We start from the raw sequence: 18,801 nt of genomic DNA on the forward strand, positions 1-18,801 counted from the left end.
CGGCCCTGCAGGATCGGGTCGAACGCCTGCTGCTGGGCCGTGCCGTGCGCGGTGAGCGGGCGCTTGCGGCGGCCCGCGCCGTGCTGTGCACCCTCGTCCTGGTGCGCTTTCTCGCTCTGTCCGTGGCGCCATGGCCGCATGAGCTCTGGACGCTTCTCCCGCTCTGTGGCGGCGTGGCCTTCTCGCTCTGGACGCTCACCCGCCGAGAGGGCGCGGAGGCCGAGCGCCTGCTTCGGGTGGCCGGAAGCGTGGATGCCGTGGTGTGTTTCGCTGCGCTCCTACCCAACGTGCTCTGGCCTTGGGACAAGTACCGAGGACTGCTCATGTCCCCGGATTTCACGGGGGTGTTGCTCGTCCTGTGCGCGTCCGCCATGCGGCTGAGTCCCCGAGGTGCCGCGCTCTCGGGGCTCTTGCAGGCCTGCAGCTCGGCCCTCTTGCTCGGGCTTGACGCGTGGCTCAATCGGCCATTGCTTACCTACGGGTTGCATCACCTGGTGCTCTGGGCCATCTGGCTGGGCGCGGCCATGTGGATCGCGGCCGCGGCGGCCCGACAGGGATGGGAGCTTGCCCGGCGCAGCGCGCTCGAGTCGGTGCATGCCGCGCTGGCGCACCAGAATCTGCGGACGCTCCTGGAGGGGCACCACGACGCGAGGACGCTCCTCTCCTCGGCCATGCTTCACAGCGACCTGCTCGTTCAGCGTGTCGAGCGGCTGGAGGCGGGCCCCGTGCGGGACGGCTGCGCGGAGTTCGCTCTCGCCCTGCAGAGAGACCTTGCCGAGCTGACTCGATTTGCGCGCTCGATCAAGGCCCACGCCTCTGACGCGGTGGCGTCCCTGGAGACATGGTCGAGCGCGGATGTTCGCGCGGCCCACGCCGCGGCCGCAAGCCTCGTCCAGCGACGCTTTCCGGGCGTGGAGATCCGCTTCATGGGCGCCGACGACATTCCCTCGGTCCTGGCCATGGGCGGCGAGGACGCGCTCAGCCGTGCGCTGTTGAATCTGCTCGTCAACGCCTGCGAGGGTGATGGCCGGGCAGCGGCGACCTGGGTAGAGGTGGTCGTCACCACGCCTGCGAGCGCCTCAGGCGTCTCCGTGTCCGTCCGAGACAATGGGCCGGGTTTTCCTCCGCTGCTTCTGCAGAGGGTCTGGGAGAGAGCCACCACCACCAAGCCCACGGGCTCGGGGCTCGGCCTTCATCTGGTGCGCAACTTTGCGGAAGCGAGCGGCGGTACGGTCCGGCTCTGCAACCTGCCCGGCGGCGGCGCGGAGGGGGAGCTCTGCCTGCCGCGTGCGGTTCAAGGGGCAGGGTAGAAGCGTGCAAAGCACGGTGGCGTGCGCTGCTTCTCTGGCTTCGGCTCCGTTTCCGCCTGAGGACGAGCGCTCACTCGATCCGCGCGGAAGCGTTCGAATAAGCTGATGCCATTCCGCTCTCACTCCCAGAGGCAGAGGCATGGCAGATAAGTTCTCGACCATCGATGACTACATCGCCTCGTTTCCCGAGGACGTTCAGGTCATTCTCAAGAAGGTTCGGCAGTCGATCCGGAAGGTTCTGCCCGCGGCAGAAGAGAAGATCAAGTATGGGATGCCGACGCTCATGCTCGACAGTCGGAACGCGGTGTATTTCGCGGCATGGAAACGCCATATCGGTCTCTACCCGATCTACCGCTCCGACGAGCCCATCGAGGAGGAGCTCGCGCCCTATCGCGAGGCGAAGGACACGCTCAAGTTTCCGCTGAACAAGCCGATCCCCTATGAGCTCATCGAGCGGACCGTCGCCCATCTCGTGAAGCGGCGAGGTGGGGGCACGTAGTCTCAGTAAGGCTCGAGTTGCTGGTGCATGCGGCGCGTTCCCCACTGCGCCCGAGCTTCGGCTGCTGCCCGTGACGTAGCTATCTCGCGGCGGGGGAGCGAGGGGGACTTCACCGCGCCGAGCTTCGATTGCCGCTCCCCTGGTGCAAATCCACCGGCCGAGCTGCTGGTGCTCCGCGCCGAGCTGGCTCATTTCGGCACTCTCCGAGCAGGCCCCGCTGTCAGAGCGTGCTGGCGGACTCTGGAGCGGGCCAGCCTTGACCCACAGCCCCCCGCTTGATTGAAAGGACGTAGCCATGCATTCCCGAACTTGCAGCGCCCCCCTGCTCCTGCTCCTGCTCTCGGCCTGCGCCACGATGGATCCGAGCCCGAGAGAGTGGGAGGATCCGAGTCCGAGATTCGCCAACCTTCAGCGGGCGGCACAGTACCCCTGGACGGACGACGGGCATTGCGTGGTGAGCGAAGCGTCCAACGAATGGCCGATCCTGGCGGAGAGATGCTTTCACGCGCTCGATCGCGACGGGGTCAGGTTTCGGGATGTCACCGGAAGATGCGCTGTCGCCTATGCGCCTGCGACGGCGGCTGCCGTGCCCATGGGCGTAGCGCTCTGCGTCTTTGCGTCGCCGGTAGTCGTCACTGGAGCAGTGATTGTTATTGGCACTGTGGTGGTGGTGGCAGCCGCCATCCAAGAGGGGATTGATGCTTATCAACGGAACGCATCCCGTGAGCGTGCGAAGCGCAAGGCTCAGACGCGGCCAGCCAGTGAGCAGAAACCCGTGGCGGGAAGCAAGCCCACGCCGAGGGGCTCACGCGGGCAAGGATGACGCGCGTAACGAGTGCGCCGACAACTTTCCGCCGAACCGCTACCCCGGCATGGACGTGCTCGTGAACGGAATACGCTTCGATGCGCTGCAAGTCGGTGTGCGCGTGCTGTGGGAGATCAAGACCCATCGCTTTGACACATACAATGACTTCATCCGGGATCAGGAGATTGAGAAGGAATTGACTCAGATAGATAAGGAGCGACGAGCCGCTGCGGCCTGTGGATATGGCTTCGTCGTTGGGGTGAGCACCGAGGCGCACAAAGAGGCGCTGCTGCGAGAGGACCGGACCCTCGATATTGTCGTCACGGGGTGCAAACGATGACTACGCGAAGGAGACTCCTCATCATCGTCTACGCGCCTGCGCTTATGGGCAAGGACCGCCGCACGCTCGATAGCGTCCATGGAATGGAAAAGGCGCTCCCCGGCTTACGCCTGGAGTGGCGGCTCGCCAAAGGCGGGCGCCCCATCGCATTGCCGCAGCGCGACGCGTGGCTCGTAGAAAGGATTGAGGACGGGGGATTCCCTCTTATGTGCAACGGGGACGAGAGTTACCCCGTGACGGTTATGGGAAGGGGAAGATCGGGACTCTTCAGCCCAGGCGGTCAGGCCCTGTTTGAAGTGCATGCGAAACTGCCACTGGACGAGCCCGTAATCGCGTCAGCGGCGGCTGTGCTTGAGGGAGTGGCGGAGGGGGCGTGTGCGCTGTGGGGGGAGGCGACGCCAGACGACGCTGCGCTGGACATCGCGTATCAGACAGCACCCACGCTGCAAGGGCCGCCGTCCCCACGCCGGGGGCTGCCCGCGCTAAAGCTCTTCGAGCATATCCGCGCGCCGGAGATTCCCTATTACCTCGGGTGGCTGAATTATTGGTCTGCCGCCGCCGCGCAGGCTATTGGGTTCCCGGACACGGCGCGCGATGCCGAGCTGCTCACGCGGGCGCGGCGCACGGCAACGGGTGGGTGGGTCGTGCAGCTCACGGATGCGCCGCTCGATCTCGACAACCCCGCGCACTTAGACGCGCTCCTGCGGGCCTACGAGCGGTTCCCGGAGATCGGCGGGCGCGCGGCGCCTTGACCCCTCAGCTTGGGGCGCGCGGCGCGGGCGCAGGCGATACCTGCCCGGTCGGCCACAGTGGACGCCGCGCGATGCGACGTTGACGGCAAAGGGGGGAGTGGCGCTGCGGATGCGGCTTGTGACGGACCCAATGGGTACGCGCGAGGGAAGGTGCTTCTCAAGACGGTCGGGCAGCCGATCGGCGGCGAGCAGGCGCTGCGCGTTCTCAAGGCGCGGGCGAAGCTCGAAGAGCAAGTGCGGCTTGCTGTACGTCGGCGCACAGGTGGCGGACGTGTTGCAGTACGCGCACGCGGCCACAGGCGAGCAGGGGCAATTCGGCAAGGAACAGGCAGCGGCCGAGCTGAAGGAGCTGAAGAAGGATGCAGGCGCGGTCATGGTCGACTTGGGCTTGAAGCGCTCGGACGACACCGCGACGGCCTGAGAGTCGGCCCGACGGGGCTGCGCCTGTCGCGTGGCCCCCGCTGGCGTGGCTCCCTTGCCTCCATGGAGGATCGCCACGAGGGGAGCGTAGGATGATGGCCGCAGCAACGTGGCCCGTGTGATAGCTCCCCAAGCTTGCCGGGTCGCTCGCGGCGCGGCCCCCATGGTTCTCAGCGGCAGGGGCTAACGCACTTCTAACGCAGAGCGGGTGGACGAAAACAAACGGGGCTGGACGGTTAACCCGTCCAACCCCGCGTTTTTCCTCTGCTTCTATGTGTCCCCGACGGGATTCGAACCCGTGTTACCGGCTTGAAAGGCCAGCGTCCTGGGCCTCTAGACGACGGGGACGGCTGTGAGTCGCGGGGGGCTCGAACCCCCGACCCTCGGCTTAAAAGGCCGGTGCTCTACCAGCTGAGCTAGCGACTCGCACTATTCTTTTTTGCACCGGGTCATGGTGAACAACCGCTGGGCTCTCTACCAGCAGTCCCTGGCGACTTCCACTGGCGCGCGCGTTCTCTCTCTCCTGACAGGCCGTCCCGCTCGCCGGTGAACTTCTCCACCGCCTGCTTGCCCCTCTGTCGCGATGGGGCGCTATACAGAAGGCATGCGTCAGGACGTACCCCCAGAGCCCGAGGAACAGGAAGAGGACGCCGAGGAAGAAAGGGGGCCTCAGCGCCGCTATCTCACCCGCGCCGGCGCAGAGCGCATGCACCGCGAGCTGCTGCGCCTGCTCAACGAAGAGCGCCCCAAGGTCACCGCCGAGGTCTCCGCCGCCGCGGCCCAGGGAGATCGCTCGGAGAACGCCGAGTACATCTACGGCAAGAAGCGACTGCGCGAGATCGATCGCCGCATCCGCTTCCTCCAGAGGCGCCTGGACACTGCCACCATCGTCACCCCCTCCGAGCAGCCCGACCAGCGCCGGGTCTACTTCGGTGCCACTGTCACCCTCGAGGACGAGGACGGTGCGAAGACCACCTACCAGATCGTCGGCTCGGACGAGATTGACACCCAGGGCGGGCGCATCAGCGTGGAGTCCCCCATCGGCAAGGCGCTCTTGCGCAAGGCGGTGGGCGATACCGTTGAGGTGATGCGGCCTCGCGGCGAGATCGAGCTCACCCTCGTCTCCATCAAGTACGTGTAGAATCGAGCAGAGCAGTGCAGAGGAGGGCGCCCCGATGCCGCGGACGCAGCAGCCTGGTTCGCGCTTCCGTCGCATCTATCAGCGCCTGAGCGCGGCGGAGCTGTCCGCCCCCGAACACGACGAGCCACTGAGCCTCGAGGAGCTGGGGCTGGAGTCCACGGAGCAGCGCACGGCGCTCGCCTTCGGTGTCTACAGCCGCCCGGGGCTGGAGAAGGCCTTTCGCGCGTACGGGCTGATCCAGCGCCTCGAGGAGCGGGGCGTGGGGCCGCTCGAGGTCCGTCTGACCCTCGAGGACGCGTTCCGCCCCCGCATCATCCTCTGGAGCCAGCGCTACCAGGCCCCGGCGGCCGACATCTCCCTACGAAAGACGACGGGCACCGAAGTGGGGTTGCCTCCTCCGCTGGACGCCCGGACGCTGCTCTACATGGACTCCTTCGCGCTCCAGCACCCGGGCCGCGCCTTCGACTGGAACCGCCCGCCGATGCCGGGCCAGGTGCGCCCGGGGCTGGCGCTCTCGGCGGAGATCCTCGAGCTGATGCTGCTCATGGCCCGCCGGGTGAGCGCCGAGGGCATGGCGCTCACGCCCAACAGCTTCGCCGCCGCCTGGGTCTACTCCCGGCACTTCCACTTCGTGGAGGCCTCCGCCCAGGGCCGCTTCGTCGCGCTCCGGAGGGCCGGGCGGCAGTGGCCTCGGTGGCTGCTCGCGTGGGCCGTGGAGCTGGGGTGCGTGCGCGGCCCCGGTGGCGCTCCCGTTCCCTTCGGGCCTTCGCCCATGCTGGCGTCCTTCACCCGGCGCTTCGAGCGCTTCTTCGATGACAAGGCGTGGCGTGCCGCGGTGAAGGAGCAGGCCCAGGTCCCCCTCACCATCGACTTCGAGGCGCTCCAGGACTGCTTTCCCTGGGATCGCATGCCCCCAGGCCCCCCACCGGATCCGGTGGCAGAGGTGCTGGCCTACGATCCGCTCGTGCCGGCCTGAAGCGGCAGAGCAGGCGGACCGGCGTCTCCCGGCCGTCCCGGCCGCCTACCCAGAGGGTCCTCAGGGACTCGAACCTACCTCCTAAGGGTTCACCTGTGGACACCTTGGCGGGCACAGAGGGGCGGAAGGCCGGGGGCTCGGCCTTCCTACGGTGGAAGTAGGGCCCGGGTCTGGCGGAAGCGCTGTACTCCGGTAGGAAGACGGCTGCTTCCCTGGAAGCCGGTGTCTATATTCGCCATTGGAAGGTCGTCCTAGCAGCGTCCACGCGGTCGCACCCGTAGAGGTCGCAACCACCACGATGCCGAAGAACTTCATCCTCGACACCAACGTCCTCCTCCACGATCCACGCAGCATCTACACCTTCAAGGACAACAACGTCATCATCCCGATCTACGTGATCGAGGAGATCGACCAGTTCAAGCGGGATCTCTCGGAGCTGGGCCGCAACGCGCGAATGGTTGCGCGCTACCTCGACTCGTTCCGCACCGAAGGCTCGCTGAAGGAGGGGGTCCCCATGCCACACGGGGGCTTCCTGCGCGTGAGCTTCGCGGAAGAGCGGTTGCCTCCGCAGCTGGCGGACGGCGACATGATGGACAACCGCATTCTCTCGGTGGCCCTCGAGACGATGAAGAAGGAGCCGGACACCCAGGCCGTCTTCATCACCAAGGACACCAACCTGCGCATCCGCGCGGACGCGCTGGGCCTCATCGCCGAGGACTACGACACCGAGCGCGTCGAGATCACCGAGCTGTACACCGGCTTCACCGAGCTGCTCGTCCCGCGCGAGGCGGTGGACCAGATGTACAAGCCGGGCGCCGAGGTGGAGGTGGCGGGGCAGGACAAGCTCTTCCCCAACCAGTGCCTGCTGCTCAAGGACGAGACCAACCCCTCGCACACGGCCATGGGGCGCTTCAATGCCGCCAAGGGCAAGATCGTGCCCCTGCTGCGCCTCATCAAGGAGGGCATCTGGGGCGTGCGCCCCCGCAACATGGAGCAGGCCTTCGTGCTGGATCTGCTGCTCAATGACGACATCAAGCTCGTCACCATCGTGGGCAAGGCCGGCACGGGCAAGACGCTGATGGCCATTGCCGCGGGGCTCCACAAGGTGACGGAGGAGAGCCTGTACCAGAAGCTGCTGGTGAGCCGGCCCATCTTCCCGCTCGGACGGGACATCGGGTACCTGCCGGGCAGCGTCGAGGAGAAGCTCAACCCCTGGATGCAGCCCATCTTCGACAACGTGGAGTTCCTCATGAACCTCAGCCGGGCCGACAAGAAGGCGGGCCGCGGCTACCACGAGCTGGTGGATCTGGGGCTGATCGAGATTGAGCCGCTGACGTATATTCGCGGCCGCAGCATCCCCAACCAGTTCATCATCGTGGACGAGGCGCAGAACCTCACGCCTCATGAAGTCAAGACGATCATCACCCGCGTGGGCGACAACACGAAGATCGTCCTCACGGGCGATCCCTTCCAGATCGACAACCCCTACGTGGACGCGACGAACAACGGCCTCGTGCACGTGGTCAACCGCTTCAAGAACGAGAAGATCGCGGGCCACATCACCATGGCCAAGGGCGAGCGCAGCGCCCTGGCCGAGCTCGCGGCCAACCTCCTCTAAGTCCTGCGCGCCAGACGACGAGACGTGTCATGAGCAAGGACAGCCCCCCGGCGCCCCCTGGCGAAGCAGAGGAGAAGAAGCCGCTCATCGAGTACCCGGCCATCTACACCTTCAAGGTCATGGGGCTGCAGGAGCACGGCTTCAAGGAGTACGTACGCCAGCTCTTCAAGCGGCTGATGGGCACGGAGATCTCCCCGGACTCCATCCACGAGCAGCCGAGCAGCCGGGGCAAGTACCTCTCGGTGAGCGTCTCCGTGTACCTGCTCTCCGAGGAGCACCGTCGCTCCATCTACGCCCAGCTCCACCAGGAGAAGCGGGTCATCTACTACCTCTGATTCCCCTACCGCCAACTGGAACTCCCTCCGGGTTGGGTATAAGACGAGGGTGCATGAGTCCGGCCGGGCCTTTCCCTCTCTATTACCCTGGTGAAGCTCGGCGCGCCTTTGGCTCGGATGAGGCGACGCGCCGCTTCGCCCGGGCCGCGCAGCTGGAGCCCGGCTGCCGCGTCCTGGTGCTGGGCTGCGGCCCTGTTGGCGCCCCCGTGCTGCTGGCACGAGACCTGGGCTGCTCGGTCGTGGCAGCGGACACCGAGGATGCGCTGCTGGCCCCGGTCCGTGAGCGGGTGAGGGCGCTGTCCCTCGGAGACCGTGTGGAGACGCGGCGGGTGGAGCTGGACCGGCTTGGCTTCCCGGACGGCGAGTTCGACGCCATCTTGATCCAAGGCCGCGTGTTCTATCCCCTGGACACTACCCTCACGACGCTCCGCCGGCTGCTGGCAACGCGCGGGCGCATCGGGATGACGTTCCCGGCCCGGGTGGGGCGCTATACGGCAAAGCCGGCGCTGGAGTTCTGGGAGAAGCGGCTCGGGACCCAGCTGTTGCTGCCCCGAGAGCTGCTCCTGGAGCTCGAGGCCCATGGCTATGAGCCCGAGTCCGTGGAGAGCCTCACGGACCTGGAGCTGGACTTTCTCTACCGCGATGTCGAGCAGCGCCTGGAGAGCGCGCCCGCCAAGGAGGCCGAGGTGATGCGGCAGGAGATCGCCGTGCACCGCGAGCAGAACGGCAAGGCGGGTGTGAGCTACGCCTTCCTCATCGGCCGCCGCAAGGAGCCGGGGGAGAAGCCGCCAGCGTCGCGCGATCGCGGCTAGGCGCTCGGAGCGAGCACCGGTGCCGGGAAGCCAAGCCCGGCGTCAGGAGCGAAGCGACGCGTCGACAGCCAGGCCCCTCATCACGAGAGGGCCCGCAGGCAGGTGCGGCGCCGGCCGCGGCTCAGTTCACCGAGGCGTGGAAGTCCAGCAGCTCCACGGACTCGGGGGCGATGGAGAGCTTCACCTCGTCCCGGTAGCCCGCCGCGTCGCCGCCGATCTGCAGTGGCATGGGCCGGGCGAAGCGGATCGTCACATCCTTGGCGTGGAAGTCGTGGATGCCCTCGGGGAACCAGCGGCCGGCCCACAGCTTGGGCAGGTTGGCCAGCACTTGCGTGGTGGGCACCTGGCCCAGCCGCACGTGCATCATCCCGCGCCGCTGGTTGGCGAAGGGGAACATCCGGAAGCCGTAGCCGTAGAAGGGCATGGTGGCTGCGCCCGCCAGCATCAGCTTGCCGCGGAAGAGCGCCTCACCCGGCGCCAGCGGCTCGCCCACCGGGCGGCCATCCGAGCCCAGGCGGTACGCCTCGCTCGCGCCGTTGATGACCTCGCACTCCACCCACGTGGAGTGCGTCAGGTAGTGCGGCACTGTCTTGAAGGCCACCGCCGAGAAGTAACCGCCGCTGCCCGTCATCATCTTCTTGAAGAGGCCCTTGCCCAGGTTCTCCTTCACCCAGATGTAGTCGTTGAGCAGCTTGCCGTCGACGCCCATGCCCGCGAACGGGGTGCGCTGCCCATCCACCATCACCATGTCCATGCGGCGCACGCCCGCCACGTCTCCGGCCAGGGCGCGCACCACGTCGTGGAGGATGCCGTCACCGCTGGGGTTGGAGGCGTTGATGAAGTTGGCCAGGCCGTTGCCAGTGCCCAGCTTCAGCACGCCGAAGCGGGGCAGGGGCTGGCCCGCGAACCGGCCCCGGGGCTCGATCTGACGGAGGAACTCGTTGACGAACCCCATGAAGGTGCCGTCCCCACCACCCGTAAAGACAAGGGGATAGCCGCGCTCCAGCACCGTCTGCGAGATCCGGCGCGCATCCAGCGGCGAGCGCGAGAGGAACAGATCCTCCTCGGGGACGATGTGTGAAAGGGACTTCACAACCCGCGCATCCACCTTGCGGGCGTTGGCGTTCAACAGCACGGCGACCTTCGGCTCAGGGGTGGCGGAAGTCGCCGGAACCTGGTGGAGATTCGAGGGACGAAGGGGCTGTACCAGCATGGGGGGCAGGCTCCTGGGGAGGAACTGTCGTGCGCGATACGAGCGTCGGCTGTCCTCGTGTGCACATTCCTCGCCAACAACTGACGCGAGGCGTCAGCCCAGTGCGCTGAACGTGATTTCAAGGGGTTGGCACTTCTTGCCCCCATGCCAGGGTAGAGTGAACGCTACCCAACGGTGACGGCGGTGTAGAGCGCGTTACGCACTTTTGACGGTTCGGTGGCGAACGTGTGACGCGGTCGGCCGTCCCCTCGTGGGCCTGCAGCTCCCTCCGAGCGGCTGCTCTCTCCACCGGACAGCGCAGCGAGCGAAGCACCCAGCGCTGGTGGCGCGTAAGCCCCCGAGACCGCAGGGTTTGACACCCCCCCTTGGGTGGTTACGTTGGGCGTACATCAGGGTTTCGTAGAAAAACGCAGTCGTTTCCGGAGGATAGAAACCGTGGGCAAGATCATTGGAATCGACCTGGGCACCACCAACAGCGTGGTGGCGATCATGGAGGGTCGCGAGCCCAAGGTCATCGTCAACGAGGAAGGCAACCGCATTACGCCCTCGGTCGTGGCGTTCACCAAGGATGGGGAGCGCCTGGTAGGCCAGGTCGCCAAGCGGCAGTCCATCACCAACCCAGAGCGCACCGTCTACTCGATCAAGCGCTTCATGGGCCGGCGCTTCGAGGAGACCTCCGACGAGGCGAAGCTGGTGCCTTACAAGGTCGTCCGCGGGCCGCACGGTGATGCGCGCGTGGAGATCGACGGCAAGCAGTTCAGCCCGCCGGAGATCTCGGCACAGGTGCTGCTCAAGCTGAAGCGCGCTGCGGAGAACTACCTGGGCGAGAAGGTGACGGAGGCGGTCATCACCGTCCCGGCGTACTTCAACGACGCCCAGCGCCAGGCCACCAAGGACGCGGGTGAGATCGCCGGCCTCACGGTGCGCCGCATCGTGAACGAGCCGACCGCCGCGGCGCTCGCGTACGGTCTGGACAAGAAGAAGGACGAGAAGATCGCCGTCTACGACTTCGGCGGCGGCACCTTCGACATCTCCATCCTGGAGGTGGGCGAGAACGTGGTGGATGTGCTCGCGACCAACGGTGACACGCACCTGGGCGGCGACAACATCGACATCCGGATCATGGACTGGCTGATCACCGAGTTCAAGAAGGACAACGGGCTCGACATCAGCAAGGACAAGATGGTGCTCCAGCGCCTCAAGGAGGCCGCGGAGAAGGCCAAGATCGAGCTGTCCAGCGCGATGGAGACGGAGATCAACCTCCCATTCCTCACCGCGGACGCGTCCGGCCCCAAGCACCTCAACGTGAAGCTGTCGCGCGCCAAGTTCGAGGCGATGATCGACGATCTCATCGAGCGCTCGCTGGAGCCGTGCCGCAAGTGCCTCAAGGACGCGGGCGTGGAGCCCAAGGACCTGAACGAGGTGGTGCTCGTGGGCGGCAGCACCCGCATCCCGAAGGTGAAGGCGGCGGTGGAGCGGCTGTTCGGCAAGAAGCCCAACGAGAGCGTGAACCCGGACGAGGTGGTGGCCGTGGGCGCGGCCGTGCAGGCCGGCGTGCTCTCCGGCGAGGTGAAGGACATCCTCCTGCTGGACGTCACCCCGCTGTCGCTGGGCGTGGAGACGCTGGGCGGCGTGATGACCAAGCTCATCGAGCGCAACACGACGATTCCCACCCGCAAGTCGGAGACGTTCTCCACGGCCGCGGACGGCCAGACGCAGGTGGAGATCCACGTGCTGCAGGGTGAGCGTGAGATGGCCGGCGACAACCGCAGCCTGGGCCGCTTCCACCTCACGGGCATGCCCCCGGCCCCGCGCGGCGTGCCGCAGATCGAGGTGACGTTCGACATTGACGCCAACGGCATCCTCAACGTCAGCGCCAAGGACAAGGCCACGGGCAAGGAGCAGAAGGTCCAGATCACCCACTCCTCGGGTCTCGCCAAGGAGGAAGTGGAGAAAATGGTCAACCAGGCGCGGGAGAATGAGACCGCCGACAAGGCCCGCCGCGAGCTGGTCGAGGTGAAGAACCAGGCCGAGAGCCAGGTGTACGCCGCGGAGAAGATGCTCAAGGAGAACAAGGACAAGCTCTCCGCGGACAGCGCCAAGGCGCTCGAGGAGGCCGTGGCCAACGTCAACAAGGTCCGCGAGGGCCAGGACAAGGACGCCATCAAGTCCTCGCTCGATGCGCTCCAGCAGGTCAGCTACAAGATCGCGGAGGAGATGTACCGCGCCACCGGCTCTGCGGGCGGCGAGGCTCCGCCTCCGGGTGGCGAGCCTTCCGCGGCGCCAGGCAGTCAGGCCACGCCGAAGAAGGATGACGTGGTGGACGCTGAGTTCCGCCAGTCATAACGGACGCGGCTTGGGAGCTGTGCAGTGAGAAGGGCCGGTGTTCCCTCGGGACATCGGCTCTTCTGCTTTTCGGCCGGGCCCCGGGGATTCGCATGAGAATGCCGCACCCCGGTGACATACTGGGAGCGTGAGAGGTGGCACGCCATGGCGCTGATGACCACGCCTCCCGGGCATGACGTGATCCTGTTCGACGGGCACTGCCGGCTGTGCAGCGCGGGCGCTCGGAAGCTCGAACGGCTCTTGGGGAGCCGGGGGACGCAACTGCGCTCGTTCCGGGATGAGGGAGTGCTCGGCGCCTTCCCAGGGGTCGCCTCCGAGCGGTGTGAGAAGGCCATGCAGCTCATCCAGGCGGATGGCCGCGTCGTCGAGGGCGCCGAGGCCATCGTCCGGGCGCTGGGACGCAAGGTGTGGGGCAAGTTGCTCTACCTCTACTATGTGCCGGGGCTCCGGCAGCTGGTGGATGCCCTCTATGGCGTCGTCGCCCGGTACCGCTTCCGCATCGCCGGGCGGGAGTGCCCGGACGGAGCCTGCGCGGTGCACTTCAAATAAGCGGGAGGTGGGGGCTAACATGCCGCGCCTACCGTTTGGCCCGGTTCCCGTGACCCACCCCACGACTCATCCCCAGGCCGCGCAGGCCTTCCGCCGTTTCTTCGGAGAGCTGCGCGAGACGTACCTCGAGCGCGAGACGCTCTTCACCCAGATCGAGCTGGCGCTGCTGTGCCGGGAGCATGTGCTCGTCGTTGGTCCCCCTGGCACGGCCAAGAGCGCCATCGCCAGCGCGGTGCTGGGGCGCATCGTCGACGAGAAGACGGGGGCCCCCTCGCTCTTCGCCAAGCAGATCGCCGAGTCCACCGTGCAGACGGACCTCATCGGTCCGGTGGACTTCAAGGTGCTCACCGAGACGGGCCGCACCGAGTTCATCACCGAGGACGGCATTCTGGGTGCCGTCCATGCGTTCCTCGACGAGGTGTTCGACGGGCGCGACATGCTGCTGCGCTCCATCCTCAACGTCCTGCACGAGCGCGAGCTCAAGCACGGACGGCGGGTGACGAGCGGGCGCATCGAGTGCGCCATCATGACGAGCAACCGGTACCTCTCGGAGGTGCTGGCGCGCTCGCCGGAGCTGCTGCTGGCCTTCGCGGACCGCCTCAGCTTCATCGGCTTCGTGCCCAAGTCGTTCGCCCGCCGCGCCAGCCGGGCCGCCATGCTCCACCGCTTCATGCACGGCTCCCGGCCGGATCTGCGCGCCGTGCTCACCCTGCAGCAGCTGGATCTGCTCCAGGAGTCCGTGGAGAAGGTCAAGGTCTCCAGCCAGGTGCTGGAGGGCGTGGAGCTGCTGGCGGATGGACTGGAGCGCTCGCTGACGGCGCAGGTGTCCAAGCTGCCGGACTACGTGCCCACCAAGTACTTCTCCCAGCGCTCGGTGGTGAAGGCGCTGTGGGCGCTCAAGGCCGCGGTGGTGCGTGATCAGATCTACCAGCACCCGGATCGGTCGCTGGACGCGACGATCGAGGATCTGGACGCCCTGCGCTGGTTCTTCCTGCTCGGGGGGCCGCCGGCGGCGGAGGCCGAGGCGCTCCTCAAGGTGGCGGTGGATCCGCGCGAGCGGGCGCAGCTGGAGATCGTCCGGCTGGAGCAGAGGACCTTCGACGAGACGCTCATCAAGGTGCGCAGCGAGCTGGTCTCCGGCGTGGAGCGCGAGTCCTCCGCGCTGGCGGCCGCGGAGGATGTGTCCGCCACCGAGGCGCTGTCGCGCAGCTTCCAGCCCGGCCTGGCGTCCATCACCGCCCAGCGGCTGATGGTGAAGCTCGTCCCGGGCCCGAGACATCAGGAGAACCGCGCCCCCTTGCTGGTGGCAGCGCGGGGACTGCTCGTGGCCGTGGAGCAGCGGCTGGCTCGTGGCATGAGCCCCCAGGAGGGGGCCGGAGCCGCCGCTGGGGGAGGCACCCCGGAGGGCCGGGGTGGGCTCCAGCTCCTGTCCGCCTTCAAGGACACGTTGGAGCTGTGCCGCTCCGTCCCCGAGCTGCGGACGCACTTCGGCCCGCTGTGCGAAGCCTCCGCTCGCATGCTGGAGGCGCTGCTGGAGATGATCGCCCTCTCAGCCGAGGGTGTGGAGTTCGAGGACGGGCTCAAGATCGAAGGGCTGGTCGCGCTGGCTGACAACCTGGAGGAGGAGATCTCCCAGGTGTCGGCGCTGTCTGGGCTGCTCGTCGAGGGCGCGGCAGCGGCCATGGAGCGGCTGCGGGTGGCGGACATGGCGGTGCGGCGGCGGGTGGTCGGATCACTGCGAAGGCGCGCCGCGGGGGCCTTCCAGACACCCAGGCTCGCGGGCAAGCGCGATCCCTTCGAGGCGCTCTCCACGGACTCGCGCCGGCTGACCCAGCTGGAGAAGTCCCTGCAGGCGCTGGATCCGTCGCAGCCCGGGCTCAAGGAGGAACTGCTCCAGCCGCTCGCGCTGTCGTATGCGAAGCAGGTCCTCTCCACCACGCCCTTCGAGCGCATCGAGCAATACGCTCGCGCGGCGCAGACGGTGGCGGACAACCTCCGGCAGGAGGGCGTCCCTCCCGAGGCCGTCCTGGCTCAGTGCCGGGAGATCATGGAGCAGCGGCTCGTCGAGCACGCCCGCTCGCTGGCCCGGGACGTGGCAGGTCCACCCCCAGCACCCGCCGCCGTCGTCAATGGCGACGCCTACTCCTTCTACCGCACCAGCTTCTCCGTCCGGGCGCCGGATGGGGAGCTGGCCGCACTGCTCGGGCTGGACAGCCAGCTCGCCTTCGCGCGGCCTTCCACAGCGGCCTCGTTCCTCTCGGACAGCGTTCGTCAGGCGGTGGCCCAGGCCGAGCTGGTCTTCGCCGACACGCGCATCAAGTACCTGCGGAGCTGGCTGACGCAGCTGCTCACCGCGCTGACGCCGGAGCTCGAGTCTCCCAAGAGGCGGGCGGAGGCGGAGCGCACCTTCGAGCGGTTGGTGCGGAGCCGGTTCCCACTGCTCGCGCTGAAGGAGGGCGAGCTGGTGCGGCTCCGGGGCGTGCTGGGCACACTGGGGGCAATCCAGGGGGAGCTCGGCGAGTCCGCACGCAAGCTCTCGCTCCAGCTCCGGGGGATCGATGAAGACTTCGGGCGCTTCAGCAAGCGCTTGCTGGAGATCCGGGCGACGCTGTGAGTCCTCGGACCTGCCAGCTCGGCGCGCCGCATGAAGCGGCTCTCGGGGGACCCTGAGCATGCTCGCCCCTCGGCTCACGGCGCTGCGCCTGCGCCTGGACTCGCTCCAGCAGCCCACTACCGCCCGCCCCGCGGGCATGGTGGGCTGGGCGCTTGGGCTGATGGCTCCGGGAGAGGTGGATCTCTCGTTCCCCATCATCGCGGAGCTGGACAAGGAGCTCGATCGGGTCGGAGTCCACACCTTGGCGGACGCACACCTGCTGCGGTTGCTGGGGGTGCGCAGGGGTCGGGCGGGCCAGCTCGCGGAGGCGCTGGCTGACCGAGCGAGCGAGGCGCTGGAGGAGTTCGAGGAACGGCTGCGCCAGGTGGAGCGTGCGCGCCGGGCAGGGGAGATGCCTACCGGAGCGCGGACGGCACTGGAGCGGGCCTTCGTGCAGTTGGCGCGCGTGGTGAAGGTGGCGGACGTGTTCGCCTCTGCGCCGGGGGCGCAGCCGCCCTTCGAGATCCTCCCGCGCGGCAACCATGCCTGGAAGGGGCGAGCACCTTCCAGTGCGCGCATGGCCATCGCCGAGTTCCTCGCGGAGCGGGCCCGGGAGAACGTCGAGGACGTGATCCAGAAGCGGCGCGATCTGGATCTCGCTCACGAGGTGCTCCTGCGGCTGGGTGCGGACCACGATCGAGATCGGGGTGTGGTGCTCCGCCGGGAGGTGGCAGAGGCACGTGAGCGCACCCGGGCCAGCCCGGCTGTGCGCTCGCTGCAGGAGCTGGTGAAGCAGGTCCGCCACACCGCCCGGCGGTCGCCAGGAGAGGCCTACCGCTCACTGAAGGGGCTCTATGATCGGGCGGTGGAGGCGGGGGACACGAAGCTCGCCTCCGCCGCCCGCGCCGCGCTGGAGCCGATGCTGCCCTCGAGCAGCCGGATGAAGGCCTGGGTGGAGCAGGCCGAGCGGCAGGAGATGGCCCGCTGGTTTGGCGAGAAGCCCCGCCTGCGGGACGCCGAGGTGGAGGAGGGGCTCCAAGAGAAGGGCAGGAAGAAGTCTGGGGCGGATGATCTCCTGGCGGACCTGGCCTTCTCGCTCGATCCCGAGCAGCTCGCCGCCTTCGAGCTGGCGGCAGGGTGCGCCCGCTACTTCGACGTGGAGGACTCGCTCTCCGAGGAGATCGCCCAGGTCGACACCGGGACGCTGCGCTCCATCCCCAAGCGCGTGCCGTACCCCACGCAGAGGATGACCTTCGAGACGACGGGCAGCCTCCACGAGGTGCACGACTTCGTCGTCTCCGATCCGCGGATGCTCGTCTACGACATGGCCGCCAACCGCCAGCTCGTGCGCGCCTACATGGAGGAGGAGCCGCCACCGAAGCCCAAGAAGATGAAGCGCACTGCGGTGCGCGTCTACGTGCTGGATGCCTCCGGCTCCATGCATGGCGCGCGCGCCCGGTTCCGCGACGCCATCCTCATCGCCGAGCTGAACAACCTGCGTGCCAAGGCCCGCCAGGGGCTGCCCTTCGATCCGCTGTACTTCTCCTTCTTCAACGACTCGCCCACCGAGCTGGCCCGGGTGGACACCGCCCCTGAGTCCACCCGGCAGATCGAGAAGCTCTTCCGGCAATCGCCGGCCGAGGGGCAGACGGACATCAGCCTGGCGCTGATGGCCGCGTTCGACTCCATCCTCGCGGCGCAGGGGCGGGATCCCTACCTGGCCCGGGCCACCGTGGTGCTCGTTACCGATGGCGAGGACCGGGTGGACATGGAGCTCATCCGCCGCACCCGCGCACCCATGGACTCGCTCACCATCGCGCTGAGCTTCATCTCGCTCGGTGAGGAGAACGCGGACCTTCGAGCCCTCGTGCAAGAGCAGCGCTCCCAGGGCGGCCGCGCCTTCTACCACCACCTCTCCGACGAGGAGATCCAGTGGGCGCGCACCGAGTTCGACGTGCCCTGGCGCACGCTGCTCCCGGCGGATGCACCCGACACGCCGGAGAACCTCGAGGCGCTGTGGCCGCACCTGGAGGCCCTGGAGTCCATGGCCTCCAAGCGCAGCGCCAGCACCGCCACGGTGGCGGTGGAGGCCTCCTTCGACGCCCTGTTCCCAGAGCAGCCTCAGGCCCAGCAGCGTGAGGCCGTGGGGAAGGATGTGCTGGCGCGGGTGGCGGACATCCTGGACGCGCTGGCTGAGGCCGCCTCGCTGGCGCCCGCGGACCGCAGGCCCACGGAGACTGTGGTGCTGCTCCAGCACCTGCTCGGTGTCTACCAGCTGACGCCGGCCCGCTACCTGACGGCCCTGTCCGCGGGGAACAAGGCCGTCCAGGACAACCTCGCGCGGGTTCGCCTCCTCTGCCGCCCGTTCGGGTAGGCTTCAGCCCGGACATGTTCTTCGGGTTCTGGCGCAAGAAGAAGGAGAAGAAGAAGCCAGTGGACCCGCTGGCGGCCTTCGATCAGCTCATCGAAGATCTGGAGCGCCAGGCCGCCGAGGTCCGCAAGTCCGCGGCCACGCTGCTGGCGCTGAAGGGCGAGCTGACGCGCTCGGTGGATCGCTACACGCGCCGGCTGCCGGAGCTCGACGAGCGCTACAAGGTGGCGGAGTCCCGTGCGGACCTGAAGGCCATGCAGGTGCTCCACAAGGACAAGGAGCAGACAGAGGCCCTGCTCCAGTCCACCCGCGAGGCACTGGAGCGCTCGGAGAAGGACTCCCGGCTGCTGCTGGAGGCCGCCGCGGAGGTGGGCGCGCGCGTCACCGAGCTGCGCACCGAGCGGCAGAGTGCCTCGGCCCGGCTCGTCGCGGGCAGCCTCGTCAGCGGCGCCATGCGCGAGCAGGTGGAGCGCGTGGAGAAGGCGCTCGCCCTGGACGCCGCCCGAGACGAGATTGAGCGGGCCCACCAGCTCGCGGAGATCTATCGCGAGGAGCGCGGGGCAGGGGACAAGGCCGAGTAAGAGCTCCTAACAAAAGTCAGGTTTGAAAGGGAGGGTGGACGGATAGCCGGGCCATGAGCACCTAGGGCCCATGGCTCGCGACCTCCTACCGGATGCGCTATGGGAGCGAGTGGCTCCGCTGCTTCCGGTTGCCAAGAAGA

16 protein-coding genes and 2 tRNA genes are annotated in these 18,801 nt (G+C 67.7%); 15 read left to right on the top strand and 3 right to left on the bottom strand.

Annotation, left to right across the window (positions count from 1 at the left end):
- The 5 genes from VD972_RS22185 to VD972_RS22205 form a co-directional block, all read left to right on the top strand.
- Nucleotides 1–1,310, top strand: a 1,310-nt coding sequence (locus tag VD972_RS22185; RefSeq protein ID WP_324990125.1) for a sensor histidine kinase, incomplete at its 5' end; no start/stop codon positions are given.
- Between the two features lie 139 nt (nucleotides 1,311–1,449).
- Nucleotides 1,450–1,809 (top strand): iron chaperone, encoded by a 360-nt coding sequence (locus VD972_RS22190; protein WP_324990127.1) that lies wholly within the window; start codon nucleotides 1,450–1,452, stop codon nucleotides 1,807–1,809.
- A gap of 698 nt (nucleotides 1,810–2,507) precedes the next feature.
- Nucleotides 2,508–2,954 carry a DUF6310 domain-containing protein gene (locus VD972_RS22195; RefSeq protein ID WP_324990129.1) on the top strand — a complete coding sequence of 149 codons (447 nt, stop codon included), beginning with the start codon at nucleotides 2,508–2,510 and terminating at the stop codon, nucleotides 2,952–2,954.
- Nucleotides 2,951–3,706, top strand: coding sequence for a DUF5953 family protein (locus VD972_RS22200; protein ID WP_324990131.1), 756 nt, complete (start codon nucleotides 2,951–2,953; stop codon nucleotides 3,704–3,706). The genes VD972_RS22195 and VD972_RS22200 overlap by 4 nt, the downstream gene beginning before the upstream one ends.
- A gap of 241 nt (nucleotides 3,707–3,947) precedes the next feature.
- Entirely contained in the window at nucleotides 3,948–4,127 is a 180-nt protein-coding gene (locus tag VD972_RS22205) for a hypothetical protein (RefSeq protein WP_324990133.1), read from the top strand.
- 274 nt (nucleotides 4,128–4,401) lie between these two features.
- Here the strand turns inward: VD972_RS22205 and VD972_RS22210 are convergent.
- A tRNA-Glu gene (locus VD972_RS22210) sits at nucleotides 4,402–4,474 on the bottom strand.
- A gap of 5 nt (nucleotides 4,475–4,479) precedes the next feature.
- Nucleotides 4,480–4,552: transfer RNA gene (locus VD972_RS22215), tRNA-Lys, on the bottom strand.
- Nucleotides 4,553–4,730: 178 nt separating this feature from the next.
- On the opposite strand from VD972_RS22215, the gene greB reads away from it, so the two are divergent.
- The 5 genes from greB (at nucleotide 4,731) to VD972_RS22240 (ending at nucleotide 9,008) form a co-directional block, all read left to right on the top strand.
- Complete coding sequence (gene greB, locus VD972_RS22220; RefSeq protein WP_324990135.1) at nucleotides 4,731–5,267, top strand: transcription elongation factor GreB; 537 nt, start codon at nucleotides 4,731–4,733, stop codon at nucleotides 5,265–5,267.
- Between the two features lie 34 nt (nucleotides 5,268–5,301).
- On the top strand, nucleotides 5,302–6,243 hold the full coding sequence (locus VD972_RS22225; protein WP_324990137.1) for a deacetylase: 942 nt from the start codon (nucleotides 5,302–5,304) through the stop codon (nucleotides 6,241–6,243).
- Between the two features lie 298 nt (nucleotides 6,244–6,541).
- Nucleotides 6,542–7,861 (top strand): PhoH family protein, encoded by a 1,320-nt coding sequence (locus VD972_RS22230; RefSeq protein ID WP_324990139.1) that lies wholly within the window; start codon nucleotides 6,542–6,544, stop codon nucleotides 7,859–7,861.
- Nucleotides 7,862–7,890: 29 nt separating this feature from the next.
- Nucleotides 7,891–8,196 (top strand): HP0495 family protein, encoded by a 306-nt coding sequence (locus tag VD972_RS22235; RefSeq protein WP_324990141.1) that lies wholly within the window; start codon nucleotides 7,891–7,893, stop codon nucleotides 8,194–8,196.
- Nucleotides 8,197–8,249: 53 nt separating this feature from the next.
- Nucleotides 8,250–9,008, top strand: a complete 759-nt coding sequence (locus tag VD972_RS22240) for an SAM-dependent methyltransferase (protein ID WP_324990143.1) — start codon at nucleotides 8,250–8,252, stop codon at nucleotides 9,006–9,008.
- Between the two features lie 121 nt (nucleotides 9,009–9,129).
- Here the strand turns inward: VD972_RS22240 and VD972_RS22245 are convergent, their stop codons facing one another.
- Nucleotides 9,130–10,221 (bottom strand): diacylglycerol/lipid kinase family protein, encoded by a 1,092-nt coding sequence (locus tag VD972_RS22245; RefSeq protein ID WP_324990145.1) that lies wholly within the window; start codon nucleotides 10,219–10,221, stop codon nucleotides 9,130–9,132.
- 435 nt (nucleotides 10,222–10,656) lie between these two features.
- Between VD972_RS22245 and dnaK the strand changes: the two genes are divergently transcribed.
- From dnaK to VD972_RS22270, 5 genes are all read left to right on the top strand, one after another.
- Nucleotides 10,657–12,567, top strand: a complete 1,911-nt coding sequence (dnaK, locus tag VD972_RS22250) for a molecular chaperone DnaK (RefSeq protein ID WP_324990147.1) — start codon at nucleotides 10,657–10,659, stop codon at nucleotides 12,565–12,567.
- 144 nt (nucleotides 12,568–12,711) lie between these two features.
- Complete coding sequence (locus VD972_RS22255) at nucleotides 12,712–13,116, top strand: DUF393 domain-containing protein (RefSeq protein WP_324990149.1); 405 nt, start codon at nucleotides 12,712–12,714, stop codon at nucleotides 13,114–13,116.
- Between the two features lie 19 nt (nucleotides 13,117–13,135).
- The gene (locus tag VD972_RS22260) at nucleotides 13,136–15,730 is read left to right on the top strand and encodes an AAA family ATPase (RefSeq protein WP_324990151.1); all 2,595 of its coding nucleotides are present in this window, start codon (nucleotides 13,136–13,138) and stop codon (nucleotides 15,728–15,730) included.
- A 58-nt stretch (nucleotides 15,731–15,788) separates the two neighbouring features.
- Complete coding sequence (locus tag VD972_RS22265; RefSeq protein WP_324990153.1) at nucleotides 15,789–18,083, top strand: vWA domain-containing protein; 2,295 nt, start codon at nucleotides 15,789–15,791, stop codon at nucleotides 18,081–18,083.
- Between the two features lie 14 nt (nucleotides 18,084–18,097).
- On the top strand, nucleotides 18,098–18,661 hold the full coding sequence (locus VD972_RS22270) for a hypothetical protein (protein ID WP_324990155.1): 564 nt from the start codon (nucleotides 18,098–18,100) through the stop codon (nucleotides 18,659–18,661).
- The last annotated feature ends 140 nt before the right edge of the window (nucleotides 18,662–18,801 follow it).

The organism is Hyalangium sp. (assembly GCF_035629615.1).
In the GTDB taxonomy this organism is placed as follows: Bacteria; Myxococcota; Myxococcia; order Myxococcales; family Myxococcaceae; genus Hyalangium.